This is a genomic window from Mycobacterium sp. NGS49 (assembly GCF_059812565.1).
The window spans coordinates 1-24,230 of sequence record NZ_JCALCX010000023.1; the positions used below are offsets into that span (position 1 = coordinate 1).

At 67.0% G+C, this 24,230-nt stretch carries 22 protein-coding genes and 1 pseudogene; 11 read left to right on the forward strand and 12 right to left on the reverse strand.

What is annotated here, in order from left to right; all coding sequences use genetic code 11:
• A pseudogene (locus AC5Y7D_RS21915) lies at positions 1 to 486 on the forward strand (PPE family protein); the annotation flags it as partial.
• Between the two features lie 72 nt (positions 487 to 558).
• Here the strand turns inward: AC5Y7D_RS21915 and aceA are convergent.
• A complete protein-coding gene (aceA, locus tag AC5Y7D_RS21920; RefSeq protein WP_499927653.1) occupies positions 559 to 2,847 on the reverse strand; it encodes an isocitrate lyase ICL2 in 2,289 nt (762 codons plus the stop codon).
• A gap of 309 nt (positions 2,848 to 3,156) precedes the next feature.
• On the opposite strand from aceA, the gene AC5Y7D_RS21925 reads away from it, so the two are divergent.
• Positions 3,157 to 3,531, forward strand: coding sequence for a hypothetical protein (locus AC5Y7D_RS21925; protein ID WP_499927655.1), 375 nt, complete (start codon positions 3,157 to 3,159; stop codon positions 3,529 to 3,531).
• Positions 3,532 to 3,539: 8 nt separating this feature from the next.
• Here the strand turns inward: AC5Y7D_RS21925 and AC5Y7D_RS21930 are convergent, their stop codons facing one another.
• Positions 3,540 to 4,253: an MBL fold metallo-hydrolase gene (locus AC5Y7D_RS21930; protein WP_499927657.1), complete on the reverse strand. Its 714-nt coding sequence runs from the start codon at positions 4,251 to 4,253 to the stop codon at positions 3,540 to 3,542.
• 95 nt (positions 4,254 to 4,348) lie between these two features.
• On the opposite strand from AC5Y7D_RS21930, the gene AC5Y7D_RS21935 reads away from it, so the two are divergent.
• From AC5Y7D_RS21935 to AC5Y7D_RS21950, 4 genes are read left to right on the forward strand one after another with little or no spacing between them, the layout of a single operon-like run.
• A complete protein-coding gene (locus tag AC5Y7D_RS21935) occupies positions 4,349 to 5,371 on the forward strand; it encodes a hypothetical protein (RefSeq protein WP_499927659.1) in 1,023 nt (340 codons plus the stop codon).
• A 50-nt stretch (positions 5,372 to 5,421) separates the two neighbouring features.
• Positions 5,422 to 5,745: an ArsR/SmtB family transcription factor gene (locus tag AC5Y7D_RS21940; protein ID WP_499927661.1), complete on the forward strand. Its 324-nt coding sequence runs from the start codon at positions 5,422 to 5,424 to the stop codon at positions 5,743 to 5,745.
• Between the two features lie 44 nt (positions 5,746 to 5,789).
• The gene (locus AC5Y7D_RS21945) at positions 5,790 to 6,794 is read left to right on the forward strand and encodes a zinc-binding dehydrogenase (protein ID WP_499927663.1); all 1,005 of its coding nucleotides are present in this window, start codon (positions 5,790 to 5,792) and stop codon (positions 6,792 to 6,794) included.
• 41 nt (positions 6,795 to 6,835) lie between these two features.
• On the forward strand, positions 6,836 to 7,279 hold the full coding sequence (locus AC5Y7D_RS21950) for an SRPBCC family protein (RefSeq protein ID WP_499927665.1): 444 nt from the start codon (positions 6,836 to 6,838) through the stop codon (positions 7,277 to 7,279).
• On the opposite strand, the gene AC5Y7D_RS21955 is transcribed toward AC5Y7D_RS21950, so the two are convergent.
• Positions 7,276 to 8,847, reverse strand: coding sequence for a phytoene desaturase family protein (locus AC5Y7D_RS21955; RefSeq protein WP_499927667.1), 1,572 nt, complete (start codon positions 8,845 to 8,847; stop codon positions 7,276 to 7,278). The two genes, AC5Y7D_RS21950 and AC5Y7D_RS21955, sit on opposite strands and share 4 nt — an antisense overlap.
• Before the next feature lie 109 nt (positions 8,848 to 8,956).
• Between AC5Y7D_RS21955 and AC5Y7D_RS21960 the strand changes: the two genes are divergently transcribed.
• Both AC5Y7D_RS21960 and AC5Y7D_RS21965 read left to right on the forward strand, forming a co-directional pair.
• The gene (locus AC5Y7D_RS21960) at positions 8,957 to 9,556 is read left to right on the forward strand and encodes a TetR/AcrR family transcriptional regulator (protein ID WP_499927795.1); all 600 of its coding nucleotides are present in this window, start codon (positions 8,957 to 8,959) and stop codon (positions 9,554 to 9,556) included.
• Between the two features lie 79 nt (positions 9,557 to 9,635).
• The gene (locus AC5Y7D_RS21965) at positions 9,636 to 10,613 is read left to right on the forward strand and encodes an NAD(P)H-dependent flavin oxidoreductase (RefSeq protein WP_499927668.1); all 978 of its coding nucleotides are present in this window, start codon (positions 9,636 to 9,638) and stop codon (positions 10,611 to 10,613) included.
• Here AC5Y7D_RS21965 and AC5Y7D_RS21970 read toward each other — a convergent pair.
• Both AC5Y7D_RS21970 and AC5Y7D_RS21975 read right to left on the reverse strand, forming a co-directional pair.
• Positions 10,601 to 12,037 carry a class I adenylate-forming enzyme family protein gene (locus tag AC5Y7D_RS21970; protein ID WP_499927669.1) on the reverse strand — a complete coding sequence of 479 codons (1,437 nt, stop codon included), beginning with the start codon at positions 12,035 to 12,037 and terminating at the stop codon, positions 10,601 to 10,603. The genes AC5Y7D_RS21965 and AC5Y7D_RS21970 overlap by 13 nt on opposite strands.
• Positions 12,038 to 12,042: 5 nt before the next feature.
• Positions 12,043 to 12,732: a hypothetical protein gene (locus tag AC5Y7D_RS21975; protein ID WP_499927796.1), complete on the reverse strand. Its 690-nt coding sequence runs from the start codon at positions 12,730 to 12,732 to the stop codon at positions 12,043 to 12,045.
• 199 nt (positions 12,733 to 12,931) lie between these two features.
• Here AC5Y7D_RS21975 and AC5Y7D_RS21980 point away from each other — a divergent pair, with 199 nt between their 5' ends.
• Both AC5Y7D_RS21980 and AC5Y7D_RS21985 read left to right on the forward strand, forming a co-directional pair.
• Complete coding sequence (locus AC5Y7D_RS21980; protein ID WP_499927671.1) at positions 12,932 to 13,573, forward strand: nitroreductase family protein; 642 nt, start codon at positions 12,932 to 12,934, stop codon at positions 13,571 to 13,573.
• A gap of 34 nt (positions 13,574 to 13,607) precedes the next feature.
• Positions 13,608 to 14,081 (forward strand): Rv1352/Rv1906c domain-containing protein, encoded by a 474-nt coding sequence (locus tag AC5Y7D_RS21985; RefSeq protein WP_499927673.1) that lies wholly within the window; start codon positions 13,608 to 13,610, stop codon positions 14,079 to 14,081.
• A 16-nt stretch (positions 14,082 to 14,097) separates the two neighbouring features.
• Here AC5Y7D_RS21985 and AC5Y7D_RS21990 read toward each other — a convergent pair whose 3' ends face one another.
• From AC5Y7D_RS21990 to AC5Y7D_RS22000, 3 genes are all read right to left on the reverse strand, one after another.
• Positions 14,098 to 14,520 (reverse strand): anti-sigma factor antagonist, encoded by a 423-nt coding sequence (locus AC5Y7D_RS21990; protein ID WP_499927675.1) that lies wholly within the window; start codon positions 14,518 to 14,520, stop codon positions 14,098 to 14,100.
• 178 nt (positions 14,521 to 14,698) lie between these two features.
• Complete coding sequence (locus AC5Y7D_RS21995) at positions 14,699 to 15,097, reverse strand: phage holin family protein (protein WP_499927677.1); 399 nt, start codon at positions 15,095 to 15,097, stop codon at positions 14,699 to 14,701.
• Positions 15,098 to 15,133: 36 nt separating this feature from the next.
• Positions 15,134 to 16,201 carry an amidohydrolase family protein gene (locus AC5Y7D_RS22000; RefSeq protein WP_499927679.1) on the reverse strand — a complete coding sequence of 356 codons (1,068 nt, stop codon included), beginning with the start codon at positions 16,199 to 16,201 and terminating at the stop codon, positions 15,134 to 15,136.
• Positions 16,202 to 16,268: 67 nt separating this feature from the next.
• On the opposite strand from AC5Y7D_RS22000, the gene AC5Y7D_RS22005 reads away from it, so the two are divergent.
• Entirely contained in the window at positions 16,269 to 17,525 is a 1,257-nt protein-coding gene (locus tag AC5Y7D_RS22005) for a sialate:H+ symport family MFS transporter (protein ID WP_499927681.1), read from the forward strand.
• A 16-nt stretch (positions 17,526 to 17,541) separates the two neighbouring features.
• Here the strand turns inward: AC5Y7D_RS22005 and AC5Y7D_RS22010 are convergent, their stop codons facing one another.
• The 4 genes from AC5Y7D_RS22010 to AC5Y7D_RS22025 all read right to left on the reverse strand — a co-directional run bounded on the left by AC5Y7D_RS22010 (position 17,542) and on the right by AC5Y7D_RS22025 (position 23,401).
• Positions 17,542 to 17,979, reverse strand: a complete 438-nt coding sequence (locus tag AC5Y7D_RS22010) for a type II toxin-antitoxin system VapC family toxin (protein ID WP_499927683.1) — start codon at positions 17,977 to 17,979, stop codon at positions 17,542 to 17,544.
• Complete coding sequence (locus AC5Y7D_RS22015; protein WP_499927684.1) at positions 17,966 to 18,223, reverse strand: ribbon-helix-helix protein, CopG family; 258 nt, start codon at positions 18,221 to 18,223, stop codon at positions 17,966 to 17,968. The genes AC5Y7D_RS22010 and AC5Y7D_RS22015 overlap by 14 nt, the downstream gene beginning before the upstream one ends.
• Positions 18,224 to 18,282: 59 nt before the next feature.
• On the reverse strand, positions 18,283 to 19,578 hold the full coding sequence (locus AC5Y7D_RS22020; RefSeq protein ID WP_499927685.1) for a competence/damage-inducible protein A: 1,296 nt from the start codon (positions 19,576 to 19,578) through the stop codon (positions 18,283 to 18,285).
• A gap of 136 nt (positions 19,579 to 19,714) precedes the next feature.
• Positions 19,715 to 23,401, reverse strand: a complete 3,687-nt coding sequence (locus tag AC5Y7D_RS22025; protein WP_499927687.1) for a PE family protein — start codon at positions 23,399 to 23,401, stop codon at positions 19,715 to 19,717.
• Between the last annotated feature and the right edge of the window lie 829 nt (positions 23,402 to 24,230).

Consider the following 24,230-nt stretch of genomic DNA (forward strand, 5'->3'; position numbering starts at 1 on the left):
ATCGACCCGATCGGGGTGGGTGCGTTCACGCTGCCCGACATCACCACCGCGCAGTTCTCGACGCCGCCGATCCAAATCCCGCCGATCGGTCTGGCGCCGTTCAACACGCCGCCACTGACCATCCCGAGTATCCATCTGCCAAGCACTTTGATCACCGAATTCAACATTCCCGCCGCACCGGGATACCTGAACTCGAGCGCAACTCCGTCATCCGGATTCTTCAACTCCGGCGCCGGTGGCAACTCCGGGTTCGTCAACAACGGCTCTGGCCTGTCGGGGTGGTACAACTCCAATGGTCCGGGCCTGCTGGGCGGATCGGGCTTCCAGAACTACGGCGGCCTGATCTCGGGCCTCAACAACCTGGGCAGCGGTGTCTCTGGAATCGCCAACACCGGCGTCCTCGATCTCGCGCTGAGCAGTTTCGTGTCGGGCTTTGCGAACGTCGGCAACAACTTGTCGGGGCTGTTCTTCCTCAGCACGACATAAAGCTGACCCCATCAACGCAATTCGCGCCTGCCCTACCGGGAGGCGCGAATTGCGTTGTGGCGACAGGGACGATCAGTCCTCCTTGAGGACCAACTTCCGTAGCGCCACCCGGTCCGGGTTCAACAGCTCCTCGATGCGCGGCTTGTTCACGTCGGCGACGATGATCTCCCCGACCTCTTGGTAGACCTCGCTGAAGATGCCGTGCGACTTCATCTTCTCGGTCTGGTACTGGTTGTCCTCGGTCGGCGTGACGTAATACACCGCGTCAGCCTTGAACCGGTGCACCAGCCAGAGGTGGATCAACGTCATCAGCCGCTTCTGCCGCAGCTTCTCGGCGAAGGTGTTCTGGTCGCGCACCTGCAGGATGCTGCGGCCGTGCCGGTCCTTGATCGGGTCGACGACGACGTTGGCCAGCTGCTCGTCGCCCTCGCCGTAGATTCCGAGTTCCAGCACGTCCGAGCCGGCGCGGCGGGGCCGCAACGTGACCCGCAACTTCTCGCCCAGCTGGTAGTGCTCGCTCCACAGCGCCAGCCACTCCTCCAGCAGCTTCTTGGGCACCTCGGTCTGCACCAGATGCTGGTGCTGGGTAGAGCCTTTGCCCATCGATTTGGTGGTCGCGGTGCGACCCGACGACGCGGCCAGGGCCGCGTCGCTGCGCGGCCCACCGACCAGGGTCTGCGGGGTGCGGTAGGGCGATTCGACCAGACGCATCTTGCGCTGCAAGCGGGCCAGCGCCAGCATCCCGTCCTGCCTGAGGTTGGTCGCGAACTCCTCGGCGGCCACCCCGTCGATCTGGTGCCCGCCGTAGGTGATGAAGTTGAAGACGAAGCCCATCTTGCCGAGCTCGACGGGGAACTGGCGCATCTCGTCGTCGGTCATCCCGGTGGTGTCCCAGTTGAACGACGGCGAAAGGTTGTAAGCGAGCATCTGGTCGGGGAACACCGCATGGATCGCCTCGGCGAATTGGCGCGCGTCAGCGAGGTCGGCGGTCTTGGTCTCCATCCAGAGGATGTCGGCGAAGGGTGCGGCGGCCAGTGACTTGGCGATGGCATAGGGAATGCCGCCGCGGATCTGGTAGTAGCCCTCGGGGGTCTTGGCCAGCTCGCAATCCCAATTCGCGTCGGCACCCAGTTCTTTGGCCTTGGCGCGCGCGGCAAAGAGGGACGCGGTGGAGGCGAACTCCCGCCATTCCGCGGGACTCATGCCCGACGGTTCGCCTTCGCTCTCGCCGAATTCGAGCTTCTCGGCCACGGCGTCGCCGTAGGTCATCACACCGGCGGCGTCCTCCCAGGCGGCGACGAAACGCGACTCGACCTCGTCGTACACGTCGTCGATCGACAGTTCCGCGCTGTCACGCCACTTGTTGATGGCCTCAGTGACGAGTTCGAGAATTCCCTGGCGTTCCAGCCACGCGTTGGCGGCCGCATATTCGGCGTCACTGAGCGCATACAGCAGGTGGCCGTTGATCTCCTCGACACCCTGGTCGTAAAAGCGCCGCATCATGGCCAGGAAACAGCTCTTGTACGACGGGATGCTCAGGTTGGTGGCGCCCAGCAGGAACGGCTGGTCGCGCTCATCGCCGCGGCTGTCGATCAGGTTGGCGGCCTCGGCGTCGGTGCGGGCCACGATGATGCCGGGAACCCGCATGATGTCGAGCTGGAATCGGGCGGCGTTGAGTCGCTTGATCTGCTCGTCCGACGGCACCAGCACCTTGCCACCCTGGTGGCCGCACTTCTTGGTGCCGGGGCGCTGGTCCTCGATGTGGTAACCCGGTACGCCGACCTCGACGAAGCGCCGAATGAGGTTGCGAACGTGCGGGTCACCGCCGTGACCGGTGTCGGCGTCGGCGATGATGAACGGCCGGTAGTCATACCAGGTGGCCGACGCCCGCTGCCGCTCGCTCATGTTGAGCCGCTGGTACTCCTGGTTGCGGTCGGCGGTGAGCAGGGCACGCACCAGGACCGCGGCATCGTCGGGCACCTGGCTGAGCGGATAGCTGGCCAGGTCGGGCCCGGGGTCCTCGGTCGTGGAACCCTTCGCCGAGGTCGCCCAGCCACCGAGATAGATGCCCTCGATTCCCATCCGCTTCATGCTCACGGCCTGGCCCGGTGAGTAGGGGCCGAACGTGGTGATGCTCTTCTGCTCGGCGTACAGCTCGCGCAGGCGCTCGTAGAAGGCGGCGGCCGCTTCGCGTGCCACGGCGTAGTCGGTGGGGATGGTGCCGCGCTGCTCGACGACCTGTCGGGCGGTGTAGAGGCGGGTGATGCCGTTGAATCGCGGGCTTTCGAAGTACCGCTGGGTGGCGGCTAAGTCCTGCTCGAACGGTGATTGGACTGCGTTGTCCGTTTCGGCGATGGCCATGGCCTTCTCGCTCCTCCTAAGCCCCGGTTCCGCTGACGCAGTGAGTGTATGCCCCCCGGGCGTGAGCTAGATCACCGGCCGAGGCCCGCGCAGTGCCCCCCGGCTACTAGATCGGTTCAGTCCGACGTGCTACTGAGCCGGTTTGGGGTGGCCGGAACCCGCAGTGGTCCGGATCCGCACGTTTCGCTTGCCGGAAGAGACCGCCAAAAACTCTCGCTGACAATGGCTTTCGCATCAAACACCTCGGCTACGCGGCGGCCGCGCTAAACCCCTCGCGGAGTCGGTTGCGCAGGCGTACCGTACCCGTTCATGCAGGCCGAATTGCGCTTTGACCGGTGGTTTCTCCCGTTAGCGGTGCCGCTCGGGCTCGGACCCGGACACAGTGAGCTGTGGGTCGAGGCCGGCAACCTCCACGTCAAGATGGGGTGGGCGTTCACTACCGACATCCCGCTGACGTCGATCAAGAAGGCTGAAGCGAGCAATGCGCGGGTCTTCGAAGCGGGTGTGCACTTCAGGGGCTCCCGGTGGCTTGTCAACGGTTCGCGTAAAGGGTTGGTGGAGCTGACGATCGACCCGCCGGCTCCGGTGAAGTTCTGGCTCAAGTCGATGATGGTCAGTTCCTTGATGCTCAGCGTCACCGAACCCGACGCGCTCGTCTCGGCGTGTACCTCGGCTGCCCGGTAGCACGCAGCTCAGTCGCCGTGACCCGCGGCGTGCATGCGCAGCCAATTTTGTTGGCTGCGGACGAACTCCGCGTCGACCACGCTGCCATGTCCCGGCACGTAAATGGCATTTGGGATCGTCAGTAGCCGGCCGAGGGTGACCGGCCAGGCCGTCACGTCGGAATCGGCGTCGATTGCCGGATCACCGGATTCCTCGATCAGGTCTCCGGTGAACACCACGGTCGGATCCTCCCGTCGGCGGGCCGGCGCCCTGACGACCAAGTCAGCGCGGGTGTGGCCGGCGCCCAGGTAGGCGACGGTGACGGTCCGGTCACCGAGATCGAGGACCGCGTCCCGTATTCCATGCTCCGGTACCCGCAAGGCCGCGATCGCGCGATCGATCGCCTGGGCATCCGCACCGTGTGCCAACGCGTCGGCGCGCAACTGTTCGGTGGCCGAGGAAAGGTAGTCCTGCACCTCGGGTGCGCAGTAGATCTGGGCTCCGGTGAAAACCGAAGAGCCCAATACATGGTCGAAATGCTGGTGGGTCAACACGACGTGACTCACCGGGCGATCGGTCAGCCGGCGGACGTCCGCCGCGACGGCTCGGGCCTCTTCCAGGGTGGTACCGGTGTCGATGAGCAGCGTTGCGGTGTGACCGCAGACCAGGCCGATCGTGACGTCGCAGAACGGCAGGCGACAGCGGTACACGCCGTCGCTGAGGTGTTCCCAGACGTGGTGCATCAAACCGGAATCTGCGAGTCGTCGCTCACCTGCGAAACGCTAGATGGCGGCCGCCATCCGGTTGCGGGTAGCCATCCGGCGTGTATTAAGGAGACGTGTTCGAGGATGCGACTCATGAGCAGGCCTGTGCGATCCTCGCGGCCGCGCACCGCGTGGTCCGACACGCGACCGATCCCGCCGATCCCCGCTCGGGTCGGGGCGACGGCGTGGTCGTAGCCGCCGGTCGGTTGCTTTTCCGCCCGGCCGTTGACGTCGAGGTCGGTGCCCTGCCGCGAATCGAACCGCAGGACTTGGCGCGTGCCGTCGGATCGGACCGTGATCTGGCCGAGCATGCGGCGGCGCTCATTGCCTGCGCGTCGCTGGCCGACGGGCAGATCGACCCGCAGCGGCTGCGCAAGGTTGTCGAGTATGCACACGCCATGCATGTCCGAGAGGGGTGGGTGCGAGACGTCCTGCAGGTGGCTCGGGGCCGGCTGGCCTGGGCGATGGCCGACATGGCGAGGCGCAACGTGTCAACCTTCCCCGGTTGGGCGCGCCCCGACGACACCATGCCGCCGATGCTGCCCTATGAGGCGCAGACCGACGACGACAAGCGCCTGGCGGCGCGCTTCCTGGAGCTGGAGGAACTGCCCAAGGCCACCTTCGGTCATCAGTTCTGGGCACACTTCCGTAGGCACGGCTTCGGCTTTCCGGGTGAAAAGGAGGCATTCACAGGGCTGTTCGCGGTGCCGCACGACGGCTTGCACGTGCTGTCGGGTTACAGCACCTCGATCCAGGGCGAACTTCTGGTGAGCACATTCACCGGCGCAATGCATCGACGCGACGCCTTGCGCGCGCATATCTTGCCGGTCATCTTCGAGTGGCATGTCGGCCACGAAGTGAACGGTATCGGCGCGCAACAGGGCGCGCTGGACCCGGAGAAGTTCCTGGTGAGTTGGCAGCGCGGCGCGTCCACAACCGCCGACGTGCTGTCGCCGGACTGGGACTTCTGGGCGGTCGCCGCACGCGACCTGGACGAGCTGCGCGCCGATTACGGCATCACGCCACTGCTGCCGGCTCACGAGGCGGACGGCGAAGAGGTGGTCGTCGCGGGCAAAGCTGACCCACACGCGACCTGAGGCGTCGGACGAAGTTGACATGTCGGAATTTCCCGACATATATTCAGCGGGTGGCCAACTCCGACCGCATCTGTGATCGGATCTTCACGGCGCTGGCAAATCCGGTGCGGCGCAGCGTTCTTGAGATCTTGAGCTGTCAGCCCCTGTCCGCGGGGGAACTCAGTGAACGGTTCGAGCTCAGCCGGCCCGCCGTCGCCGAACACCTCAAGGTGCTCCGCGATGCCGGGTTGGTCGCCGATGAGGCACAGGGCCGTCGACGCATCTACCGGTTGACCGCGGAACCCTTGGCCGAGCTCGGTGACTGGTTGCATCCTTTCGAAAAACTCTGGCGGGCAAGGCTTGTGGCGCGCACGGAAAAGGCAGACAACGAGTAGACCGCCACCGGCGGTTCAGAGATTCCGAACCAAGGAGGAACCACATGCGCTCAGTCGTCATCACCAGGCATGGCGACCCGTCGGTCCTGCAGGTGCAACAGCGGCCTGATCCGCCACCGCCGGGCCCGGGCCAGCTACAGGTCGAGGTCCGGGCTGCCGGCGTCAACTTCGCCGACCACCTGGCGAGGGTCGGCCTGTATCCCGACGCACCCAAGCTCCCCGCGGTCGTCGGTTACGAGGTCGCCGGCACGGTGAGCGCTGTCGGCGACGGTGTCGATCCCGGCCGTGTCGGCCAGAGGGTCTTGGCGGGAACGCGCTTCGGCGGCTACTCGGAAATCGTCAACGTCGCCGCCGCCGACTCGGTGGCGCTGCCCGACGCGGTGAGCTTCGAGCAGGGCGCCGCGGTACCCGTCAACTACGCCACCGCGTGGGCCGGTCTGCATGGTTACGGGTCGCTGCGCGCCGGCGAACGGGTGTTGATCCACGCCGCTGCCGGTGGTGTCGGCATTGCCGCCATCCAGTTCGCCAAGGCGGCCGGCGCCGAAATCCACGGCACCGCATCGCCGGGCAAGCACAAGCGGCTCGCCGAACTGGGCGTGGACCGCGCAATCGACTACCGCCAAGACGGTTGGTGGAAGGGCCTGGAGCCCTACGACATCGTGCTGGACGCACTGGGCGGCACCTCGTTGCGGCGGTCCTATCACCTGCTGCGCCCGGGCGGACGGCTGGTCGGCTATGGGATCTCCAACATGCAGGAAGGCGAAAAGCGGTCGCTGCGCAGGGCCGCGCCACACGCTCTGGCCATGCTGCGCGGTTTCAACCTCCTGGACCAGCTCTCGGAGTCGAAGACGGTCATCGGGCTCAACATGCTCAAGTTGTGGGATGACCGGGGCAACCTCGGGCCCTGGATCGCGCCGCTGAGTGAAGCGCTGCACGACGGGACCGTGTCGCCCGTCGTGCATGCCGCCGTGCCGTTCGCGGAGGCTCCGGAAGCGCATCGAATCCTGGCGGCCCGGGAGAACATCGGCAAAGTAGTGCTGGTTCCCTAGCGGGTGGTTTCATTCGGCGCCGGCAGGGTTATGTTTGCGGCATGGCTGTCACCGAGTCCCGGGAGGTCGTCATCGAGGCGACGCCTGACGAGATCATGGATGTGTTGCTCGACATCGAGACGCTGCCGGACTGGTCGTCGGTGCACAAGACGATCGAAGTCCTGGAGCGAGATGACCAGGGTCACCCGCTCAAGTCGCGGCAGGTCGTCAAACTCGTAGGATTCACCGAAGAGCAGGTGCTGGCCTATGTCGTCCACGACGACGGCGTGAGCTGGACATTGCTCGAGGCCAAGCAGCAGAAGGCTCAGGAGGGGCGCTACACCCTGACCCCCGACGGCGACTCGACGCGCGTGCGATTCGATCTGACGGTCGAATTGAGTGCGCCGGTGCCCGGATTCTTCGTCCGGCAGGGTGCCAAAGCACTGATGGACACGGCCACCAAAGGCCTGCGCAAGCGGGTCCTCAAGGTGAAAAAGGGCGGCTAATTCGCGCTGGACGCGTCCTCGAGTGCTTGATATGCGGCGTTGTATCCCGGCGTGAAGGTGATGCCGGGTCCGCCGTGGCATCCCGCGCCGCCCAGGTAGAGCCCGGTGATCGGTATCGGGAGATCCAGGAATCCGTTGGGCCCGGGACGATTTGGCCCCATCAGGTCCGGGTGCAGCAGCCCGTGGCAGAAGTCCCCGGCGGGGGCGGCGAACATGGTGTCCATGTGATAGGGGGCGAACGTGATGTGGCGGATCACGATGTCCTTGAAATTCGGCGCGAATCTGCTGATCTTGTCGATAACCCGTTGCGCCATTTCGTTTTTGAGATGCCCGTGCCGGTCGCGGGGGACCTCCACCGGGAACGCGTACGCATAGGCGCTGGCGGCGTGCTTGCCGGGCGGTGCCAGGCCCGGGTCGTGCACCGACGGGATCTGCAGGCCCATCGACGGGTTGTCCGGCACGATGCCGCGGCGACAGTTCTCCCAGTGCCGCTGCTGCTCTTCCGGTGAGCCGAAGATGCCGACCGACATCTGCATGCCCTCGCCGTTCAACAGCTCGTAGGGCGGCGCGAACTCGGGCAGTCCGTCGAGCGCGAAGTGCATCTGGATGAAGGAGGCCCGGTGATCCCGGTCCGAGACGCGTGAAATAAGTTCGGCCGGAAGATGTTCGGGATCGATCAAGCCCGTCAGGGTGAGATCGGGCGCCAGGTTCGACACCACAACGGGCGCGTTGACCGTCGAGCCGTTCCGCAACCGAACGCCCGTCACCGCGCCGTGGTCGACGAGTATCTGCTCGACCCTGGCACGGAACCGGATTTCGCCGCCATGCGAGAGGAAAAGCTCGCGCAGGTGTTCGGTCAGCGCGCCGATGCCGCCCTTGAGCTTGGTCATCATCGACGTGCTGTTGTCCGGCACTGCCAGGGCGAAGGCCAGGCAGGTCGCGCTACCCGGCGTATAGGGCCCTCGGTAGGTGGAATTCACCGCAAGGAACGCCAGCATGCCCCGCATCACCGCATGCTTGTCCTTGTCCGGCAGGCAGCGGTCGATGACGTCCATCGCCGACCCGAACAGCATCTCGTGAATCGCCCGCCGCTCCGGCTCGTTGGCCGCGCAGGCGTACATCTCGTCGAGTGTCTTGGGTGGTGTGCGAACATCGAAGCGTCCCAACGCCTTCGCGGGGCCCTGGCTCCAGGCGATGAGCTCGGCCATTCCGGTGACCGCTTCGAAGCCGTGCTTCTCGCCCAGGTGCGTCATCAACTGCATCGGGTCGCGGTAGAACACCATCGGCTCTTCCCCATGTTCGCCGATGTTGGTCGACATCACCTCGGGTTCCACGGTGGGCAGCGTGTCCAGACCGAGCTCCTTGATGATCTGGTGCGCCGTCGGGAACTGCACCGAACCGGCGATCTCATACCGGAAGCCGTCGATCAACTCGACGGTCGCCGCCATTCCCCCGGCGTAGGTGTTGGCTTCCAGGCAGACCGTGCGCAGCCCCGCCCGCTGCAGGATCGCTGCGGCGGTAAGCCCGTTGTGCCCCGCTCCCACCACGATCGCGTCGTAATCAGTCACCGCGCCGACCTCCTCGCTGACCCTGCGTGTGGCAAGATTATGTCAGTACTGACACAATCGGAAGATGTCAGCACTGACTAGTTCGGGTCGGATATCTTCCGGTGTGCAGCTGCGCGCGCCGATGAACGGTCACGAGATCCGTCGCAGGTCGACGCGCGAGGCGCTGCGGGGGGCGGCGCTGAAAAGCTTTGCCCGCAAGGGATTCGCGAACGTCACCGTTTCGGAGTTGGCGCGCGAGGCAGGTGTCACCGAGCGCACCTTCTTCCGGCATTTCCCGACCAAGGAAGCGGTGCTGTTCCAGGACTACGAAACGCAGCTGGAATGGCTGTCCGAGGCGCTGGCGCAACGGCCGGCATCGGAATCGCTGTTCGACGCGGTGCTCGCGAGCGTTGCCGCCTTCCCGCACGATCTCGAAGTGGTCCGGCAGGCCGCCACCGCCCGCGCGGAGCTGATCAGTGCCGAGCGCATCGCCGTGCATCTGCGGGTGGTGCAGGCGTCATTCGCCGCCGTCCTCACCGGTTTCGTTCGGGCCCGGCACCCCGAGTTGCCCGACATCGAGCTGGCCGCCGAAGTGGCGGGTGCGACGCTGGCGGCGGCTCTTGTTGTGGCGGTTGAGCATTGGGGCCGCAACGGTTGCCATGACGACCTCGGCGCGCTGGTGGCCGGCAGTCTGGACCTGGTTCGCTCCGGGTTGGCCAGGTGCTGCTGACGGCCGCGCCGGACAAACGTCTGCCCCGCCCGGCTCGCACCGCGGGATTGCCTGGCCCGACGGCGGCGTTAACACAACTATGACGCTGAGAACCCGTCTCACCGATCTCTTCGGCATCGCACACCCGATCCTGCTGGCGCCGATGGCCATGGTGTCGGGCGGGCGGCTGGCCGCAGCGGTCAGCGCGGCGGGCGGCCTGGGCATCGTCGGCGGTGGTTACGGCGATCCGGAATGGTTGCAGGCACAGATCGCCCGGGCCAAAGGTGAGCGCGTCGGATACGGCTTCATCACCTGGAGCCTCGCGCGCGCACCGGAGCTGCTCGAGACGGTCCTGGCGCAGCACCCGCCGACGGTCATGCTGTCGTTCGGCGACTTGGAGCCGTTCGCGGGGCGCATCCACCGGGCCGGCGTGCCGTTGACCGCCCAGGTGCAGACCCTCGCCCAGGCGCGACGCGCCCTGGATGCCGGCGCGGACATCATCGTCGCCCAGGGCGGCGAAGCGGGAGGGCACGGGATGAGCGTGCGCTCGTCCTTCACTTTGGTGCCCGAGGTGGTGGACCTGGTGCACGCTCGGTCCGCCGCAACGCTGGTGGTGGCCGCCGGCGGAATCGCCGACGGCCGCGGGCTGGCGGCGGCGCTGGCGCTCGGTGCCGACGGCGTGCTCGTGGGCACCAGGTTCTGGGCGGCCACCGAGGCGCTGGTGTCGCCGCGAGCTCGACAGCGGGCCATCGCGGCCGGCGGCGACGACACGATCCGCACGCGGGTCTTTGACATGGTGCGGCAACGAGATTGGCCTGACGGCTATGATCTGCGGTTGGTCAGCAACGCGCTGATCCGGCGCTGGCACGGCCACGAGGACGACTTGCGGGCACAGCTGCCCGATGCGGTCGCCGCCTATCAGAAGGGCGTCGCCGCCGAGGACTTCGATGTGGACACCGTGCTGGTCGGTGAGGCCGCCGGACTCATCCACGACGTGCTGCCCGCGGCCGGCATCGTGTCGGCAATGGTGACCGATGCGGCTCGAATCTTGAACCGCGGCAACGCTCAAGAATGTTGAGAAATCAATTCGGCGAGCAGGTTCCGATCGACCTTGCCGGTGGCGTTGTACGGAATGTCGTCGACGACGGCCAGCCGTTCCGGCAGCTTGAAGTAGGCGATCGTGGTGCGGCAGTGCGCCCGCAACTCTTCGAGCGTCACCGGCGCCCGGGTCACGATCGCAGCACCGACCCGCTGGCCCAGTTCGTCGTCAGCCATTCCGGCAACCGCGACGTCCCTGATCGCCGGGTGGGAGCGCAACGCCTCCTCAACTTCGATCGGCCCGAACTTCTCGCCGCCGCGGTTGATGGTGTCGCGCAATCTGCCGCTCGGATAGATGTACCCGTCGGCATCGACGCGGCCCAGATCGCCGGTGCGCAACCATCCCGCAACCGCGTTGACCGGGGAGTTCACCCACAACTCCCCGACCGCGCCCTGCTCGACGTCGGCGCCGGTTTCCGGGTCGACCACTCGCACCGCGACTCCCGGCAGCGGCCGTCCGACCGACCCGGCCCGAGCCGGATCATGATGATCCTCCGGTGTCAGGTGCGCGTAGGTCCCCAGTGTCTCGGTTTGGCCGAACACGTTGGTGAACGCCACCTGTGGAAGAGCGGCTATGGCCTTGCGCATCAACGCCGTCGGCGCGGCCGCGGCGCCGTAAGTGATCCCGGCCAGCGACGACAGATCGGTGTCGGCGAAGTCGGGATGCTGCAGAATCCGGTGCAGCATCGTCGGCACCAGAAACATGCCGGTGACCCGATGCTGCGACGCCAGGCGCAACCACTCGCCCGCCTCGAACCGCTTCTGCACCACCAGCGTGTTGCCCGAGTACAGGCTGGCGAGCAGCCCCAGCGAACCGCCCACGTGGAAGTAGGGCACACACATCATCACCGGGACGGGTGGTGTGTCCGGCGAGAAGGCCTGCGACGTCCTGCCCAGGCGCGCGGCCAGCTGACGACCGCGGATCTCGACCGCCTTCGGCAAGCCGGTGGTGCCACTGGTGAACAGGACCATCGCCGCACGACCGTCGTCGCAGGCAGGGTCCGCCAGTTCGGGCACGTCCACTCCGATGAGATCCGCGGCCGTCAGCGTCGTCGCGGTCGCCGGGAGCCGGTCCTGGAACGCCTCCCCTGCCACCACCACCCCGCAGCAACCGGCGCTGTCGAGCAGTGCGCGCACCTCCACCGGAGTCAGCGCGGGGTTCATCAGTGCCGCGGCCGCACCGATGCGCGCCGCGGCGAGCAGCGACGCGATCGCCGGCGGGCTCGCCGCATCGACGACGCCGACCCGATCACCGGCTCTGACCCCGGCCGCGAGCAGCCCCGCAGCGCACCGCCGCACGGCTACACCGAGCGTGCCGTAGCTGATCCGCTCACCGTCGATGATCAGTGCAATCCGCTGCGGGTCTGCGGCCGCGGCGGCGTCGATGATGGTCCCGAGATTCATGGGTCTCAGGACAGGGGCGACCAGGTGGACGTGCGCAGCAGTCGGCTGGTCCATTGGTCGCGCAGGTCCAGCGCGTCGTGCAGCCAGGTGCCGGGTGTGCGGTATTCGGCCGGGATGTGGGTTCGGAGCAGGTCGAGCAGCGCCTCGGGCCGGCTGATCCGTTGCATCAGAATGACTTCCCTGCGCAGGTGGCTGCCCAGCGCGGGTTGGAACGAGGCGTCCATCGTCAGCATGGACGACGGCTGCTCGAGGCTGCGGGCGTACACCTCGCCGCACCGGACGATGTACTCCTCGAACTTGTCCTCGTAGGGCCACATGGTGTCTTCCATGTACAGGCTCATGTCGTGTTCACGCCCGTCGACGGGCACCTCATCGAAATTCACATCCTGCATCGGCGACCAGGGCAGCGGCACCATCAACTTGGCATCGACGCCGTGCCGCAGCTCGTCGGTGTGACGCATCCAGTCCCGTAGGTCACCCTGCTGGACCCGTTTGGTCAACCGCTCCCAGGCTGCTCCGTCGCGCACCGCCGTTACCGTGATGACGGTATAGGCGGGTCCGCTGCCTTGGGCCTGATTGGTATACCAGAGCAGTCGCGCTTCGTCGCCGGCACCCAGCATGGGCATCCAGCCGTCGCGAAATGCAGTCTCGAATTCGTCCTCGCTGCGGCCTCGCACCGTGTGGACCTCGTGCATGAAAAGCAACGCCACTACCTCCCGCGCGGCGCTGCCTTCCGAACGCCCGCTCGCTATGGGCAGGACGGTAGTAGCAGCGATTCCTGATGTCCAAGTCGGGTCGACCCCGGCGTCAATTGCCACCCAGAATTGCAGCGCCGAGGCCGTTCGAGCATGCCGCGGTATTTTCAGACGCGGACGGGCTCAGTGAAGGGGACGGATGGACATCGCTTCGGTCGACGAATTGCTCACCACTACCCGGGCGGTGCGCAAGCGCCTCGACCTGACCCGGCCGGTAAGCCGTGACGTGATCATGGAATGCATTCGCCTGGCGATGCAGGCGCCCACCGCCAGCAACGCCCAGGACTGGCGCTGGTTGGTGGTCAGCGACCCGGACAAGCGTGCCGCAATCGCCGATATCTATCGCAGTGTCGGCGCCGAGTATCTGGTCCACGCGGAAGCGAACGCGGCAGATCCGCAGACCCGGCGCGTCTACCGCAGCGCACTGCGCCTGACCGACACGCTCGCTCAGGTCCCGGTACATGTCATTCCGTGCCTGCTGCAGACCATCGATGAAACCAATCGGCTGGTCGCCGCGTCGGCCTGGGCCTCGATCATTCCGGCCGGCTGGAGTTTCCTGCTGGCGTTGCGCTCGCGCGGTCTGGGCTCAGCTTGGACGACGATGCACCTGGCCAAGGAACGTGAGGTGGCTGCGGTGCTGGGCATTCCGAGCACCGTCACCCAGGCCGCCCTGTTCCCGGTGGCCTACACGATTGGGACGGATTTCCGGCCTGCGGCGCGGCCGCCGGCCGAAACGATCACCTTCTGGGACGAGTGGGATGCACGCGCAACGCCGGGTTAGAAATCGGCCGCACCGGCCGCTAAGCTGATTAGTTATGGGCTCTAAGCAAAGGGCGGTACGCGCTGGTGCTGCAGCGCTGACGATCGTCGGCTGGCTCGCGGCGGCGGGTGTCGCCGGCGCCGATCCCGACCCGGTGCCTTCGCCGGCTCCCACTCCGGCCCCCGGCGCACCGGCGCCGGCCGGATCGCCCAAGACGACCATCGATCACGACGGCGTCTACAACGTTGGCACCGATATCGCACCAGGCACCTACAGCTCGGCGGGGCCGGTGGGTACCGGCACCTGCTATTGGAAGCGGACGGGCAACCCCGACGGCGCGCTCGTCGACAACGCGATGACCAAGAAGCCTCAGGTCGTTCAGATCCTGCCCACCGACAAGACGTTCAAGACCAGCGGATGCCAGCCCTGGCAGCCCTCCAGCGATGCTCCCCCGCCCGACGTTTCGGGTCCGCAGCTGCAGGCCGGGCTCGGAATACTCAACGGGCTGCTCGCCCCCGGCGGTCACTGAGCCTGATACGCCGTGTTCAGGCAGGCGGAGCCAGCGCCGCCTCGACAGTCGTGTACATCGGCAGCAGACGGCGCAGGCCGCACGCGGCAATGGTGCGGGCGACGATCGGCTGGTTGCTGACCAGCCGCAGATTGACGCCCCGGCGACGGCAACGCACCGACTCCTGCGCCAGCACCGCGTAGGCGCAGGAACCCAGGAAATCCAGCTCGCGGATGTCGATCACGAACGGCCCGGGCGCAATCGCGATCGCGGCACTCCTGCTCACCAGCCGGTGCCAGACGGTCTCGTTACTGGCGTCGACGTCGCCCCCGACATGCACCACCACTGCCGACCCGGTGCACTCGGTTACCGCCCGCAATCCGCTGTTCGGGTCGGTCAATTGCGTACTGAGCCGCGTACTCGAAGGACCTGGCGATGACCCGATCGCGACAGTGTTCATCTTCGGCGGTATCCCGTCTTCGTAGGGCAGCGTGGTTCGTATACGTGCCGAGAGACAGCGTAGATGTTCGGCGGACTTGGCAGGCGGTCTTCGTAAGCACGGTGTTAATCAGCATATGTGCAACAGGGCCTGACAACATAGGGTGTCCACGCGAAATTTCTTGAGGTGGCCGGCCGTTTCAGTTCCGCCGCCGGGTGGCTCGCCGAGTGAGCAGCGACAGCAGCCAGCTAACGATCGACAATGCGATCGCTGCCTTTATGGCGGTCCACCAGAAGTGGTCGATCTGCAGCCCCCAGTGGGTGGTGTCTTTGGTGATCTGTTCGGTAATCCACAACATGAACGCATTGATGACGATGTGAAAGAGGCCGAGGGTCAGTACGTACATCGGTATCGCCAGAATTTGGACGATCGGCTTGACGATGGCGTTGACGAATCCGAAGAGTACCGCGACGACGAAGACGATGCCGATTCGTTGCAGCGTGGTGTTACCGCCGACGAAGGTCAATCCGGGCACGAGAAGGGTGACGATCCATAACGCGAGCCCGGTCAATGCCGCGCGCAGCAGAAATGGCACCATGCGCCGATCTTGCCACCGCACCCGGCGGCGGGACGCTCAATTCAGCCCGTAGAAGCGCAGCGCGTTGAGACCGCCGATCTTCTCGCGCGACTGCTCACTGATATCGGGCCGCTGCCGCAAATGCTTCGTGCTTTCCGGCCACTCCCCGTCCCAATGTGGGTAGTCACTGGCGAACATGATGAAGTCGTCGCCGAGCACATCGATCACGCCGGGCAGGATGGGCTCTTCCGGTTCGCAGGTCACCCAGATATTGCCGGCCCGCAGATAGTCATGCGGATCCCGCCGCCAGCCGCGTTCGATCCAGTCGCCGCGCTTCTCGAAGTGCTCGTGCAGGCGATCGATGAAGAACGGAACCCACCCGGCGCCCGCTTCCAGAAAAGCGACCCGCAGATCGGGATGGCGGTCGAAGACACCCCCGGAGACCAGTGCGGTCATCGCAGTCATCTGGTCGAACGGAAAGCTGATGCAGTGCACCTGAATGTAGTTGGTGAAGCGGTCGACTCCGATCTTCGGCAGGTGAACGCCGGGCGCGCCGTGAATGCCCAGCGGCATGTCCAGTCGCACCGCTGCGGCGTAGAAGGCATCGAGGTCGGGGTGATCGAGATTGCGCGTCTTCAGCGCCGGAGGAACCAGGGTGGCGACCAACCCGAGCTCTTTGGCCTCGGCCATGATGTCAGCGGCCACCGCTCCGTGTTCAATCGGCGTCACGGCGACCCCGCGTAACCGGCCGTGGCTCGGGGCACAGAAATCCGCGATCCACTGGTTGTACAGACGGGCGAAACCGGCGGCGAAATCGGGATCCTCGAGGCTCGGCACGCACAGCCCGAGGCTGGGATAGAGCACCATCGTGTCCAGGTGGTCGCGCTCGGCGTCGGCCAGCACCCCCTCTGCGGTCGAGCAATTGATGCCCGGTGCCCTGGTGATGCCGTGTTCGGGGGGACATCCCGCGCCCGGCCCTTCGTCTTCGGGGTAGTTGCGCCCTTCGATCGTCAGCCGCGGCCGGCGATCATTGCTCAGCTGCACTCGATCGGGCCAGCGTTTCAAAGCTTCGAACGCGAGGGTGGAGTTCTCGGCAACATGTCCATCGGCGTCGATGATCCGCATAAGTCGGGAACATACTCCGCCGCGCGGCGGACTCGCGGTATCGCGACGGTTAGGCCACGATGCTCTCGTGGCCACACAGCGGTTGACCAGTGACCAGCGCAACTCCTTTCTGGCGGCGTTCCTGGGCTGGACGATGGATGCTTTCGACTTCTTCATCGTCGTGCTGGTCTACGCCGACATCGCCGAGACGTTCCACCGCAGTAAGACCGAAGTAGCGTTCGTCACGACGGCCACGCTGGTGATGCGACCCGTCGGCGCCCTGGTGTTCGGGCTGTGGGCCGACCGCGTCGGCCGCCGGCTCCCCCTGCTGGTCGACGTGCTGTTCTACTCGGTGGTGGGATTCCTGTGCGCCTTCGCCCCCAACTTCACGGTGCTGGTGATTCTGCGATTGCTCTACGGCATCGGGATGGGCGGGGAATGGGGGCTGGGCGCGGCACTGGCCATGGAAAAGGTGCCCACTGAGCGCCGCGGCTTCTTCTCCGGCCTGCTGCAGGAGGGCTACTCGTTCGGATATCTGCTGGCCAGCGTGGCCTCGTTGGTGGTGATGAACGGGTTGGGTCTGTCCTGGCGCTGGCTGTTCGCGTTGAGCATCATCCCCGCCCTGATCAGTCTGATCATCCGGTATCGGGTCGAGGAGTCCGAAGTATGGGAGGCGGCGCAGGATCGTATGCGGTTGACGCAGACCCGACTTCGCGACGTGCTACGCGAAGCCAAGGTGATCCGCCGATTCTGCTATCTGGTCTTGCTGATGACGGCTTTCAACTGGATGAGTCACGGCACCCAGGACGTCTACCCCACGTTTTTGAAGGCGACCAATGACCACGGCGCGGCGCTGTCGAGCGCCACCGCGCGGTGGATCGTGATCGCGTACAACGTCGGCGCCATCATCGGCGGGCTGGCGTTCGGAACTTTGTCCCAGCGCTTCGGCCGCCGCTACACGATCGTGTTCTGTGCGGTATCGGCGCTGCCGATCGTGCCGATCTTCGCCTATTCGCGCACCGCGGCGATGCTGTGCCTTGGGTCATTCCTGATGCAACTGTTCGTACAGGGCGCCTGGGGCGTGATCCCGGCGCACCTCACCGAGATGTCCCCCGACGCCATCCGCGGCCTGTACCCGGGCGTGACCTATCAGCTCGGCAACCTGCTGGCCGCGTTCAACCTGCCGATCCAGGAGCATCTGGCCGAAACGCACGGCTATCCCTTCGCCTTGGCGGTGACGATCGTGCCGGTGCTGGTGATGGTGGCGTTGTTGACGCTGGTCGGAAAGGACGCCACCGGAATACGGTTCGGTTCCTCCGAGAGTGCCTTTCTGCCGGCTAAGTGAGCGGTTGACTCGGCACTCAGCACCCGACTTCCAGCGGATGACGCCAGCGCAGACGGCGGAAGCGTGCGAATCCACGGTCCGCGCTCAGCCACGTCGCGTTGTTCTCCAGTGAGTAGGCCGCCAGGTAGGCATCGGCGATGTCGTTGCCGCGCGCGTCGACGTCGGCGGCGAGCTGGCGAAACAAGCCCCAATGGCGCCGCCCGGCCGCCAGCTGCATCGCCGCCGGGGCGGCAAGTAGGGCGTCGACCGCTTGCCACGCTTCATTGGCAGCCGTCGGTTCGGAAAAGATCCTGCGGTTGGAGACGACCCGTACGAAACCACTGAGCGTCAGGTCGGGTAGACCCAGGGGCTGTTCATCGTTGGCCAGCCGCTCGAGCAGCCGTCGATAGTCCGAATGTTCCGGCAGATCCTCCCGGTGCGCATACACCAGGACGTTGACGTCAACGCACAGCATCGACTTCGGCGCCTTCGTCCATCGACTCGGCGAGGGCAGCGTTCGACGACAGGTCCACCCCGGCCCGCAGCCCGCCCCGGCCTGACGTCCGGACCACGTAGGGTCCTGCGCTGCGCTGCTCTGATGCCGTGAGACCGCGACGTACCGCGTCCTCCAGGACGGACGCCACGGTGCGCCCGGTACGGGCGGCCTGTGTCTTCACCTGGCGATAGAGCTCGTCATCGATTCTGATGGTGGTGCGCACGTATCACCTTAGCATCACCCGGAGGCATAAAGATGCTCGCCGCTGGCCCGCCGAATCGCCTACTGAGATTCGCCACCGGAGAGTGCGGTCAACAGCAGGTGCATGGCCACGGTGGTCGAGCGTTCGCGGACGTCGGAGCGGTTGCCCGGCAGCCGTAACGTGCGGGTGACGTTCGGGCCGTCGCTTCGTGCAACGGTGAAACAGACTGTCCCGACGGGCTTTTCATCGGTTCCACCGCCCGGGCCGGCGATTCCGGTGATGGCGACGGCGGTGTCGGCCTCGAAGCGCTTCAGCGCGCCCGCGGCCATCGCTTCGGCCACCGGTTCGGATACCGCGCCGTTGGCTTCGATCAATGCGGCGTCGACGCCGAGCAGTTCCGTTTTGGCGTCGTTGGAGTATGAGACCACCCCGCCGGCAACGTAATCCGACGATCCGGGGCGCTCGGTCAGCCGCGCCGCGAGCAGGCCGGCGGTGCAGGATTCGGCCGTCGCAATCCGGCGGCCCGTCAACAACCTGGCAACCAGATCGTCGACCTGCGAGCCGTCTTCGGAGAAAACCTGGTCGCCGTGCCGATCGCGCAGCAACTGGGTCAGCTGCGCGTAGGTTTCGCTCGCGTCGGGCTCGTAGCGTGTCACGATTTCCAGCTCGCCGCGCCGCAGGCAGGTGGTGATCTCCAGCGCGGCGAAGCCGGGGATGGCGGTTTCGGCGTCGCGCAGGGTCTCGGCCAGCCCCGACTCGGGCAGCCCGAACATCCGCACCATCTCCTGCCGGTAGACGGTGCGGCCGGCGATCGCTTCCTGCACCCCGGCGGTGTCGATTGCCTTGCGCCACATGGGTTGCAGCTCGCGCGGGGGCCCTGGAAGCACCAGCACCGTCGGCGGGCCCGGCACCACCACGCCGGGTGCGGTGCCGACCGGATCGAGGACCTGCGACCCCAGGGGAATCATCGCCTGTTTACGGTTGGCCGCCCGCACCGACTCGAACTTGCCCGGTTCCATCAGTGCGGCAAAGGCGGGATTGCGGGCCATCATGGCCTTCAGGATCTCGGCGATCCGATTCTCCAGCGCTTCGTCGAGCACCAGATCGCGCCCGCAGAACCGGGCCACCACTTCGACGGTCATGTCGTCGGCCGTCGGGCCCAGGCCGCCGCTGGTGATGATCAGATCCACACCCTGGTCGGCCAGGAACCGCAGCTGAGCCTCGATGTCGGCGGGTCGGTCACCACAGATGGTGATGTGGGCCAGTTCGACGCCCAATTCCAGCAGCCGGTCGGCCAGCCACGGGCCGTTGCGGTCCTGGACCCGTCCGGTCAGAACCTCGGTGCCGGTGACCACGATGCCTGCGCGTGCGCTCACCGTGACGAGCCTACGCACCCTGGCGGCCCGTACGTCACCGAGCACTCGCCGGGGCGCAGCTGATCGGAGGTGTCTTTTATTACCGCGTCAGCAACACTTCATCGCGACGTCGATCCAGGCTCGGCAAGCTGGACGGTCACACGACGATGCCGTTTAGGCCCGTAATTCCGCCCGCACCGCCGGCACCGCCGGTGCCGCCGCCACCGCCGACACCCGGTGTCGGAGTGCCGCCGACGCCCGCCTTGGCATTGCCGCCGTTGCCGCCGTTGCCGCCGCTAATCCCCTTGCCTGAGCTATCGCCGCCCTTGCCGCCATCACCACCGGTGCCGAACCCACCTCCGGTGGTGGTCCCGAAACCGCCGACCCCGCCGCTGCCGCCCGTGGTGCCGTCACCGCCGTCGCCGCCGTTGCCGCTGGTCGCCGCAGCTGTGGAGCCAGCGTTGCTGATCTGCGCGGTGCCGCCGGTGCCGCCCTTTCCTCCGCTGCCGGTGGTACCGGTGCCGCCGTCCCCGCCGGCGCCGGAGTTGACGTTTCCGAGCCCACTGGAAGATGCCGATCCGCCGTTGCCGCCGTTGCCGCCGTTGGTGGCGCCGTCGCCGCCCTGACCGCCGTTGCCGCTGGTAGCTGTGGCCTTGGAGCCAGCGTTGCTGATCGTCGCATTGCCGCCGTTGCCGCCGTTGCCGCCGTTGGTGGCGCCGTCTCCGCCGGAACCGCCGTTGCCGCTGGTGGCCGTGGCGGTGGAGGCAGCATTGCTGATCGATGCACTACCGCCGTTGCCGCCCTTTCCCCCGGTGGTACCGGTGCCGCCGTCCCCGCCGGCGCCGGCGTTGACGTTCCCGGTCCCAGTGGAAGATGCCGTTCCGCCGTTGCCGCCGTTGCCGCCATTGGTGGCGCCGTCACCGCCGTTGCCGCCATTGGCGCTGGTGGCTGTGGCCGTGGAGACGGCGTTGCTGGTCGACGCAGTACCGCCGGTGCCCCCGTTTCCGCCGGCGCCGGTGGTGCCGGTGCCACCGTTGCCGCCGGCGCCGGAGTTGACGTTTCCGATCCCACTGGTAGAGGCCGACCCGCCGGTGCCGCCGTTGCCGCCATTGGTGGCGCCGTCACCGCCGGTGCCGCCGTTGCCGCTGGTGGCTGTGGCCATGGAGACGGCGTTGCTGATCGACGCAGTACCGCCGGTGCCGCCGTTTCCGCCGGTGCCGGTGGTGCCGGTGCCGCCGTTGCCGCCGGCGCCGGAGTTGACGTTTCCGATCCCAGTGGTGAAGGCCGACCCGGCGCTGCCGCCGTTGCCGCCGTTGGTGGCGCCGTCACCGCCGGTGCCGCCGTTGCCGCTGGTGGCTGTGGCCGTGGAGACAGCGCTGCTGATCGACGCAGTACCGCCGAAGCCGCCATTTCCGCCTTTGCCGGTAGTGCCGGTGCCGCCGTTGCCGCCGGCGCCGGAGCTGAGGTTTCCGATCCCAGCGGTGGAGGCCGACCCGGCGCTGCCGCCGTTTCCGCCCGTGGTGCCGTCACCGCCGTCACCGCCGTTGCCGCCGGTAGCCGTGGCGAAAGATGCGGCATTGTTGATCTGTCCAAGACCGCCGCTGCCGCCGTTGCCGCCGATGCCGGTGGGGCCTCCGCTAATGCCATCGGCGCCGTCCCCGCCGGTGGCGTTCCCCGTGCCGCCGTTGACCGCCGAACCGCCACCGCCGCCGGCCCCGCCACCACCGGGTCCCGTTCCGCCGGTGCCGGCGGCCCCGCCGAAGGCATCGCCCGCCCCGGAGTGGGACGCTTGACCGCCGGTGCCGCCGCCGCCGCCGGTGCCGGTGGTGGCGTTGCCGCCGTTGCCGCCGGTGCCGCCGATTGCTGCAGCGCTGTTGCTGCTGGAAAACGCGTTCCCACCGGCCCCGCCGCGGCCCGAGAACGATGAGTTGTTGTTGCCGGTGCCGCCGTTGCCGCCGGCGCCGCCCTTGGCGGTCGCGGTCGACGCGGCATTGGAAATGTTTGCGTTACCGCCGGTGCCGCCGCTGCCGCCGTTCCCGGTGGAACCGGTGCCGCCGTCGCCGCCTGTTCCGGGTGCGACGTCTCCGATCCCGACGGTCAATGCGGCCCCGCCGATCCCGCCGTTTCCGCCGTTGGTGGCGCCGTCACCGCCAGCCCCGCCCGCCCCGCCGGTAGCCGTGGCGGTGGAGGTGGTGTTGGTGATCTGTGCCAGACCGCCGTTGCCGCCAATTCCGCCGATGCTGGTAGGACCGGCGTTGGCGCCGCTGTCGCCACCGGCGCCGCCCCGACCACCGGTGGCGGTCCCGGATGCGTTCTGAACTGCGTTGCCGCCGTTGCCGCCGTTGCCGCCCCTGCCGGTGTCAGCTCCGTTGCCGCCATCCCCGCCGTTGCCGCCGGTAGCTGCCGTTGCCATAGAACCGGCGTTACCGCCGGCCCCGCCGTTACCGCCGATGCCGGTACCAGCGGCATCGCCGCCGTTCCCGCCGTTGCCGCCTTTGCCGTGCGTGCCGCCAGCGCCGCCGGCCCCACCTTGGCCGCCGTTGCCGCTGACGGTTTCGTTGTAGCCGGCGCCACCCGTCCCACCGTCGCCGCCGGCGATGATGGCCCCGCCCACACCGGTCGCGCCGGCCATCGCTCCGGCGCCGCCGGCCGCCCCTCCGGTGCCGCCGCCGCCCACCAAGCCGGGGTTGCCCCCGTTGCCGCCGCGGCCACCTGCAGTGGCTGCGTTCGGGCCGGCCCCGCCAGATCCGCCGTCACCGGGCGCCCCGGTATCCCCGCCGGCACCGCCGGCCCCGCCGTCGCCGTTTACGCCCGCAGCGCCGAACAACAACGATCCTTTACCGCCAGCACCGCCCATCCCACCGGAACCGCCGCTGCCGCCGTTGCCGCTGTCGCCTCCGTTGCCGCCGTTGGCACCCAGAGTTGTGGCGTTCCAACCATCGCCGCCAGACCCGCCGGCGCCCCCGGCCCCGCCGACCCCACCCGCGCCCCCGGCGCCGCCGGCGCCGAATAACAGCCCGGCATTGCCGCCGGCCCCGCCGGTACCGGCGGGGCCCCCGTCGCTGCCGCCGATGCCGGTGGTCCCGTTCGGAGATACCGGGGTGCCCGGGGTGCCAGGACCACCCGGCGTCCCCGCAGCCCCGGCCCCGCCGACTCCGCCGGCCCCACCGTTGCCGAACAGCAGCGCGCTGCCCCCGAGTCCGCCGGCGCCGCCTTTGACGCTGGCACCGCCAACTCCGCCGGCGCCACCGGCCCCGCCATCACCCCACAACCACCCACCGGTCCCGCCGGCACCGCCGGCGCCGCCACCAACCCCGCCTGCACCGCCGACACCACCAGCACCGAGCAGCCCCGCTGCGCCGCCGGCCCCGCCGGCCAGCCCCGGCGCACCTGAACCCCCGTTACCGCCGTTGCCCCACAAAATCCCGCCCGCCCCACCGGCTGCCCCGGTACCCGGTGCCCCATCGGTGCCGGGCCCGATCAGCGGACGCCCCAACAACGCGTTGGTGGGGGTATTGATTACGCCCAGCACGGCTTCTTCCAGGGTCTGCAACGGTGTGGCCCCAGTTGCTTCGGCCAGCGCATACGAACCCCCGGCAGCGTTCAATGCCCGGATGAACTGCGCATGGAACGCCGCCGCCCGCGCACTGATCGCCTGATACTGGCGGGCGTGGTCAGAAAACAGAGCCGCGATTCCCGCCGACACCTCATCACCGGCAGCGGCCAGCATCCCGGTGGTCGGACCCGCAGCCAATATCTGGGCCGCGCTCAGTGACGAACCGATGCTTGCCACATCAGCTGCGGCCGCCGACAGCATCTCCGGAATTGCCAGGACATAGGACATCGTTACCTCCACAGCCCCCGGTCGGTTATATCGGCCGGCCGATCGTATGCCGGATTGGCCAACAGCGAAAGACTTATCCGAGCCTCTTTGGTCCGTGTCAGGCGCCAATCGACGATGAATTGATTCCGCGCGGGTTGTCGAAACGAGGGAAGCGCACTCTGATTGGAATGAATTCAGTTCTCAGGCACTGACCAGCCCTGTGCGGATGCGCTACCGAAAACAACCGTGCGACACATCAATTCTTGCTGCGGATACTTCGCCATCGAGACCTCGACCGCCGGCCGGGCAACCGCGGCATGTCGCAGCACAGCGACACAATTGACCGCTCCACTGATAGTGAGTTCTGTTGTTTAACAGTGACATACGCTATAGCTGGCCGGTGCCGGCAGGTTACCTTCAGGTGATCTTCCACCGCTACCGCGTTGCGGCGCCAGCGGATTGCGTCGGTCGCTGGCGCCATGAAGAATCCGCGTCATCCGATGATCGCGATGCGGCAGCGCCACGCACACTTGGGATCAAATTGAATTCATATAATACGGCGAAGTACAGCCATTGGCGAAAGTGTCGAGCCCAGGCTGACACACAATACGCAAATCACATTCAAAAGTATTCGCCAATTCGGTCCGCAGGGCCAGTCAAACCATCGCATTCCACAGGGTCGCCCGCGCCTTCCGAACCAACGAGACCGGGCCGTCGCCGCCACTACTCGCAGCCGCAGACGACCATTCCGGAGGAGTCGGTGTTACGGAAATGACGACGAGGCGTTAAATGTAGGAAACGTCGACTAACTCAGCCGGCGTATTTCCCAGTTGCTCGTTCTGTTCCAATC

What these genes read in the sequence shown, in the direction of transcription:
- AC5Y7D_RS22025 (WP_499927687.1), bottom strand. Translation starts at nt 23,401, where the DNA reads ATGTCCTATGTCCTGGCAATTCCGGAGATGCTGTCGGCGGCCGCAGCT.
- AC5Y7D_RS21995 (WP_499927677.1), bottom strand. Translation starts at nt 15,097, where the DNA reads ATGGTGCCATTTCTGCTGCGCGCGGCATTGACCGGGCTCGCGTTATGG.
- AC5Y7D_RS22010 (WP_499927683.1), bottom strand. Translation starts at nt 17,979, where the DNA reads ATGCTGTGCGTTGACGTCAACGTCCTGGTGTATGCGCACCGGGAGGAT.
- AC5Y7D_RS21975 (WP_499927796.1), bottom strand. Translation starts at nt 12,732, where the DNA reads ATGCACGAGGTCCACACGGTGCGAGGCCGCAGCGAGGACGAATTCGAG.
- AC5Y7D_RS21980 (WP_499927671.1), top strand. Translation starts at nt 12,932, where the DNA reads ATGGACATCGCTTCGGTCGACGAATTGCTCACCACTACCCGGGCGGTG.
- AC5Y7D_RS21945 (WP_499927663.1), top strand. Translation starts at nt 5,790, where the DNA reads ATGCGCTCAGTCGTCATCACCAGGCATGGCGACCCGTCGGTCCTGCAG.
- AC5Y7D_RS21990 (WP_499927675.1), bottom strand. Translation starts at nt 14,520, where the DNA reads ATGAACACTGTCGCGATCGGGTCATCGCCAGGTCCTTCGAGTACGCGG.
- AC5Y7D_RS21950 (WP_499927665.1), top strand. Translation starts at nt 6,836, where the DNA reads ATGGCTGTCACCGAGTCCCGGGAGGTCGTCATCGAGGCGACGCCTGAC.
- AC5Y7D_RS21930 (WP_499927657.1), bottom strand. Translation starts at nt 4,253, where the DNA reads ATGCACCACGTCTGGGAACACCTCAGCGACGGCGTGTACCGCTGTCGC.
- AC5Y7D_RS22000 (WP_499927679.1), bottom strand. Translation starts at nt 16,201, where the DNA reads ATGCGGATCATCGACGCCGATGGACATGTTGCCGAGAACTCCACCCTC.
- AC5Y7D_RS21985 (WP_499927673.1), top strand. Translation starts at nt 13,608, where the DNA reads ATGGGCTCTAAGCAAAGGGCGGTACGCGCTGGTGCTGCAGCGCTGACG.
- AC5Y7D_RS21965 (WP_499927668.1), top strand. Translation starts at nt 9,636, where the DNA reads ATGACGCTGAGAACCCGTCTCACCGATCTCTTCGGCATCGCACACCCG.
- AC5Y7D_RS21925 (WP_499927655.1), top strand. Translation starts at nt 3,157, where the DNA reads ATGCAGGCCGAATTGCGCTTTGACCGGTGGTTTCTCCCGTTAGCGGTG.
- AC5Y7D_RS21970 (WP_499927669.1), bottom strand. Translation starts at nt 12,037, where the DNA reads ATGAATCTCGGGACCATCATCGACGCCGCCGCGGCCGCAGACCCGCAG.
- aceA (WP_499927653.1), bottom strand. Translation starts at nt 2,847, where the DNA reads ATGGCCATCGCCGAAACGGACAACGCAGTCCAATCACCGTTCGAGCAG.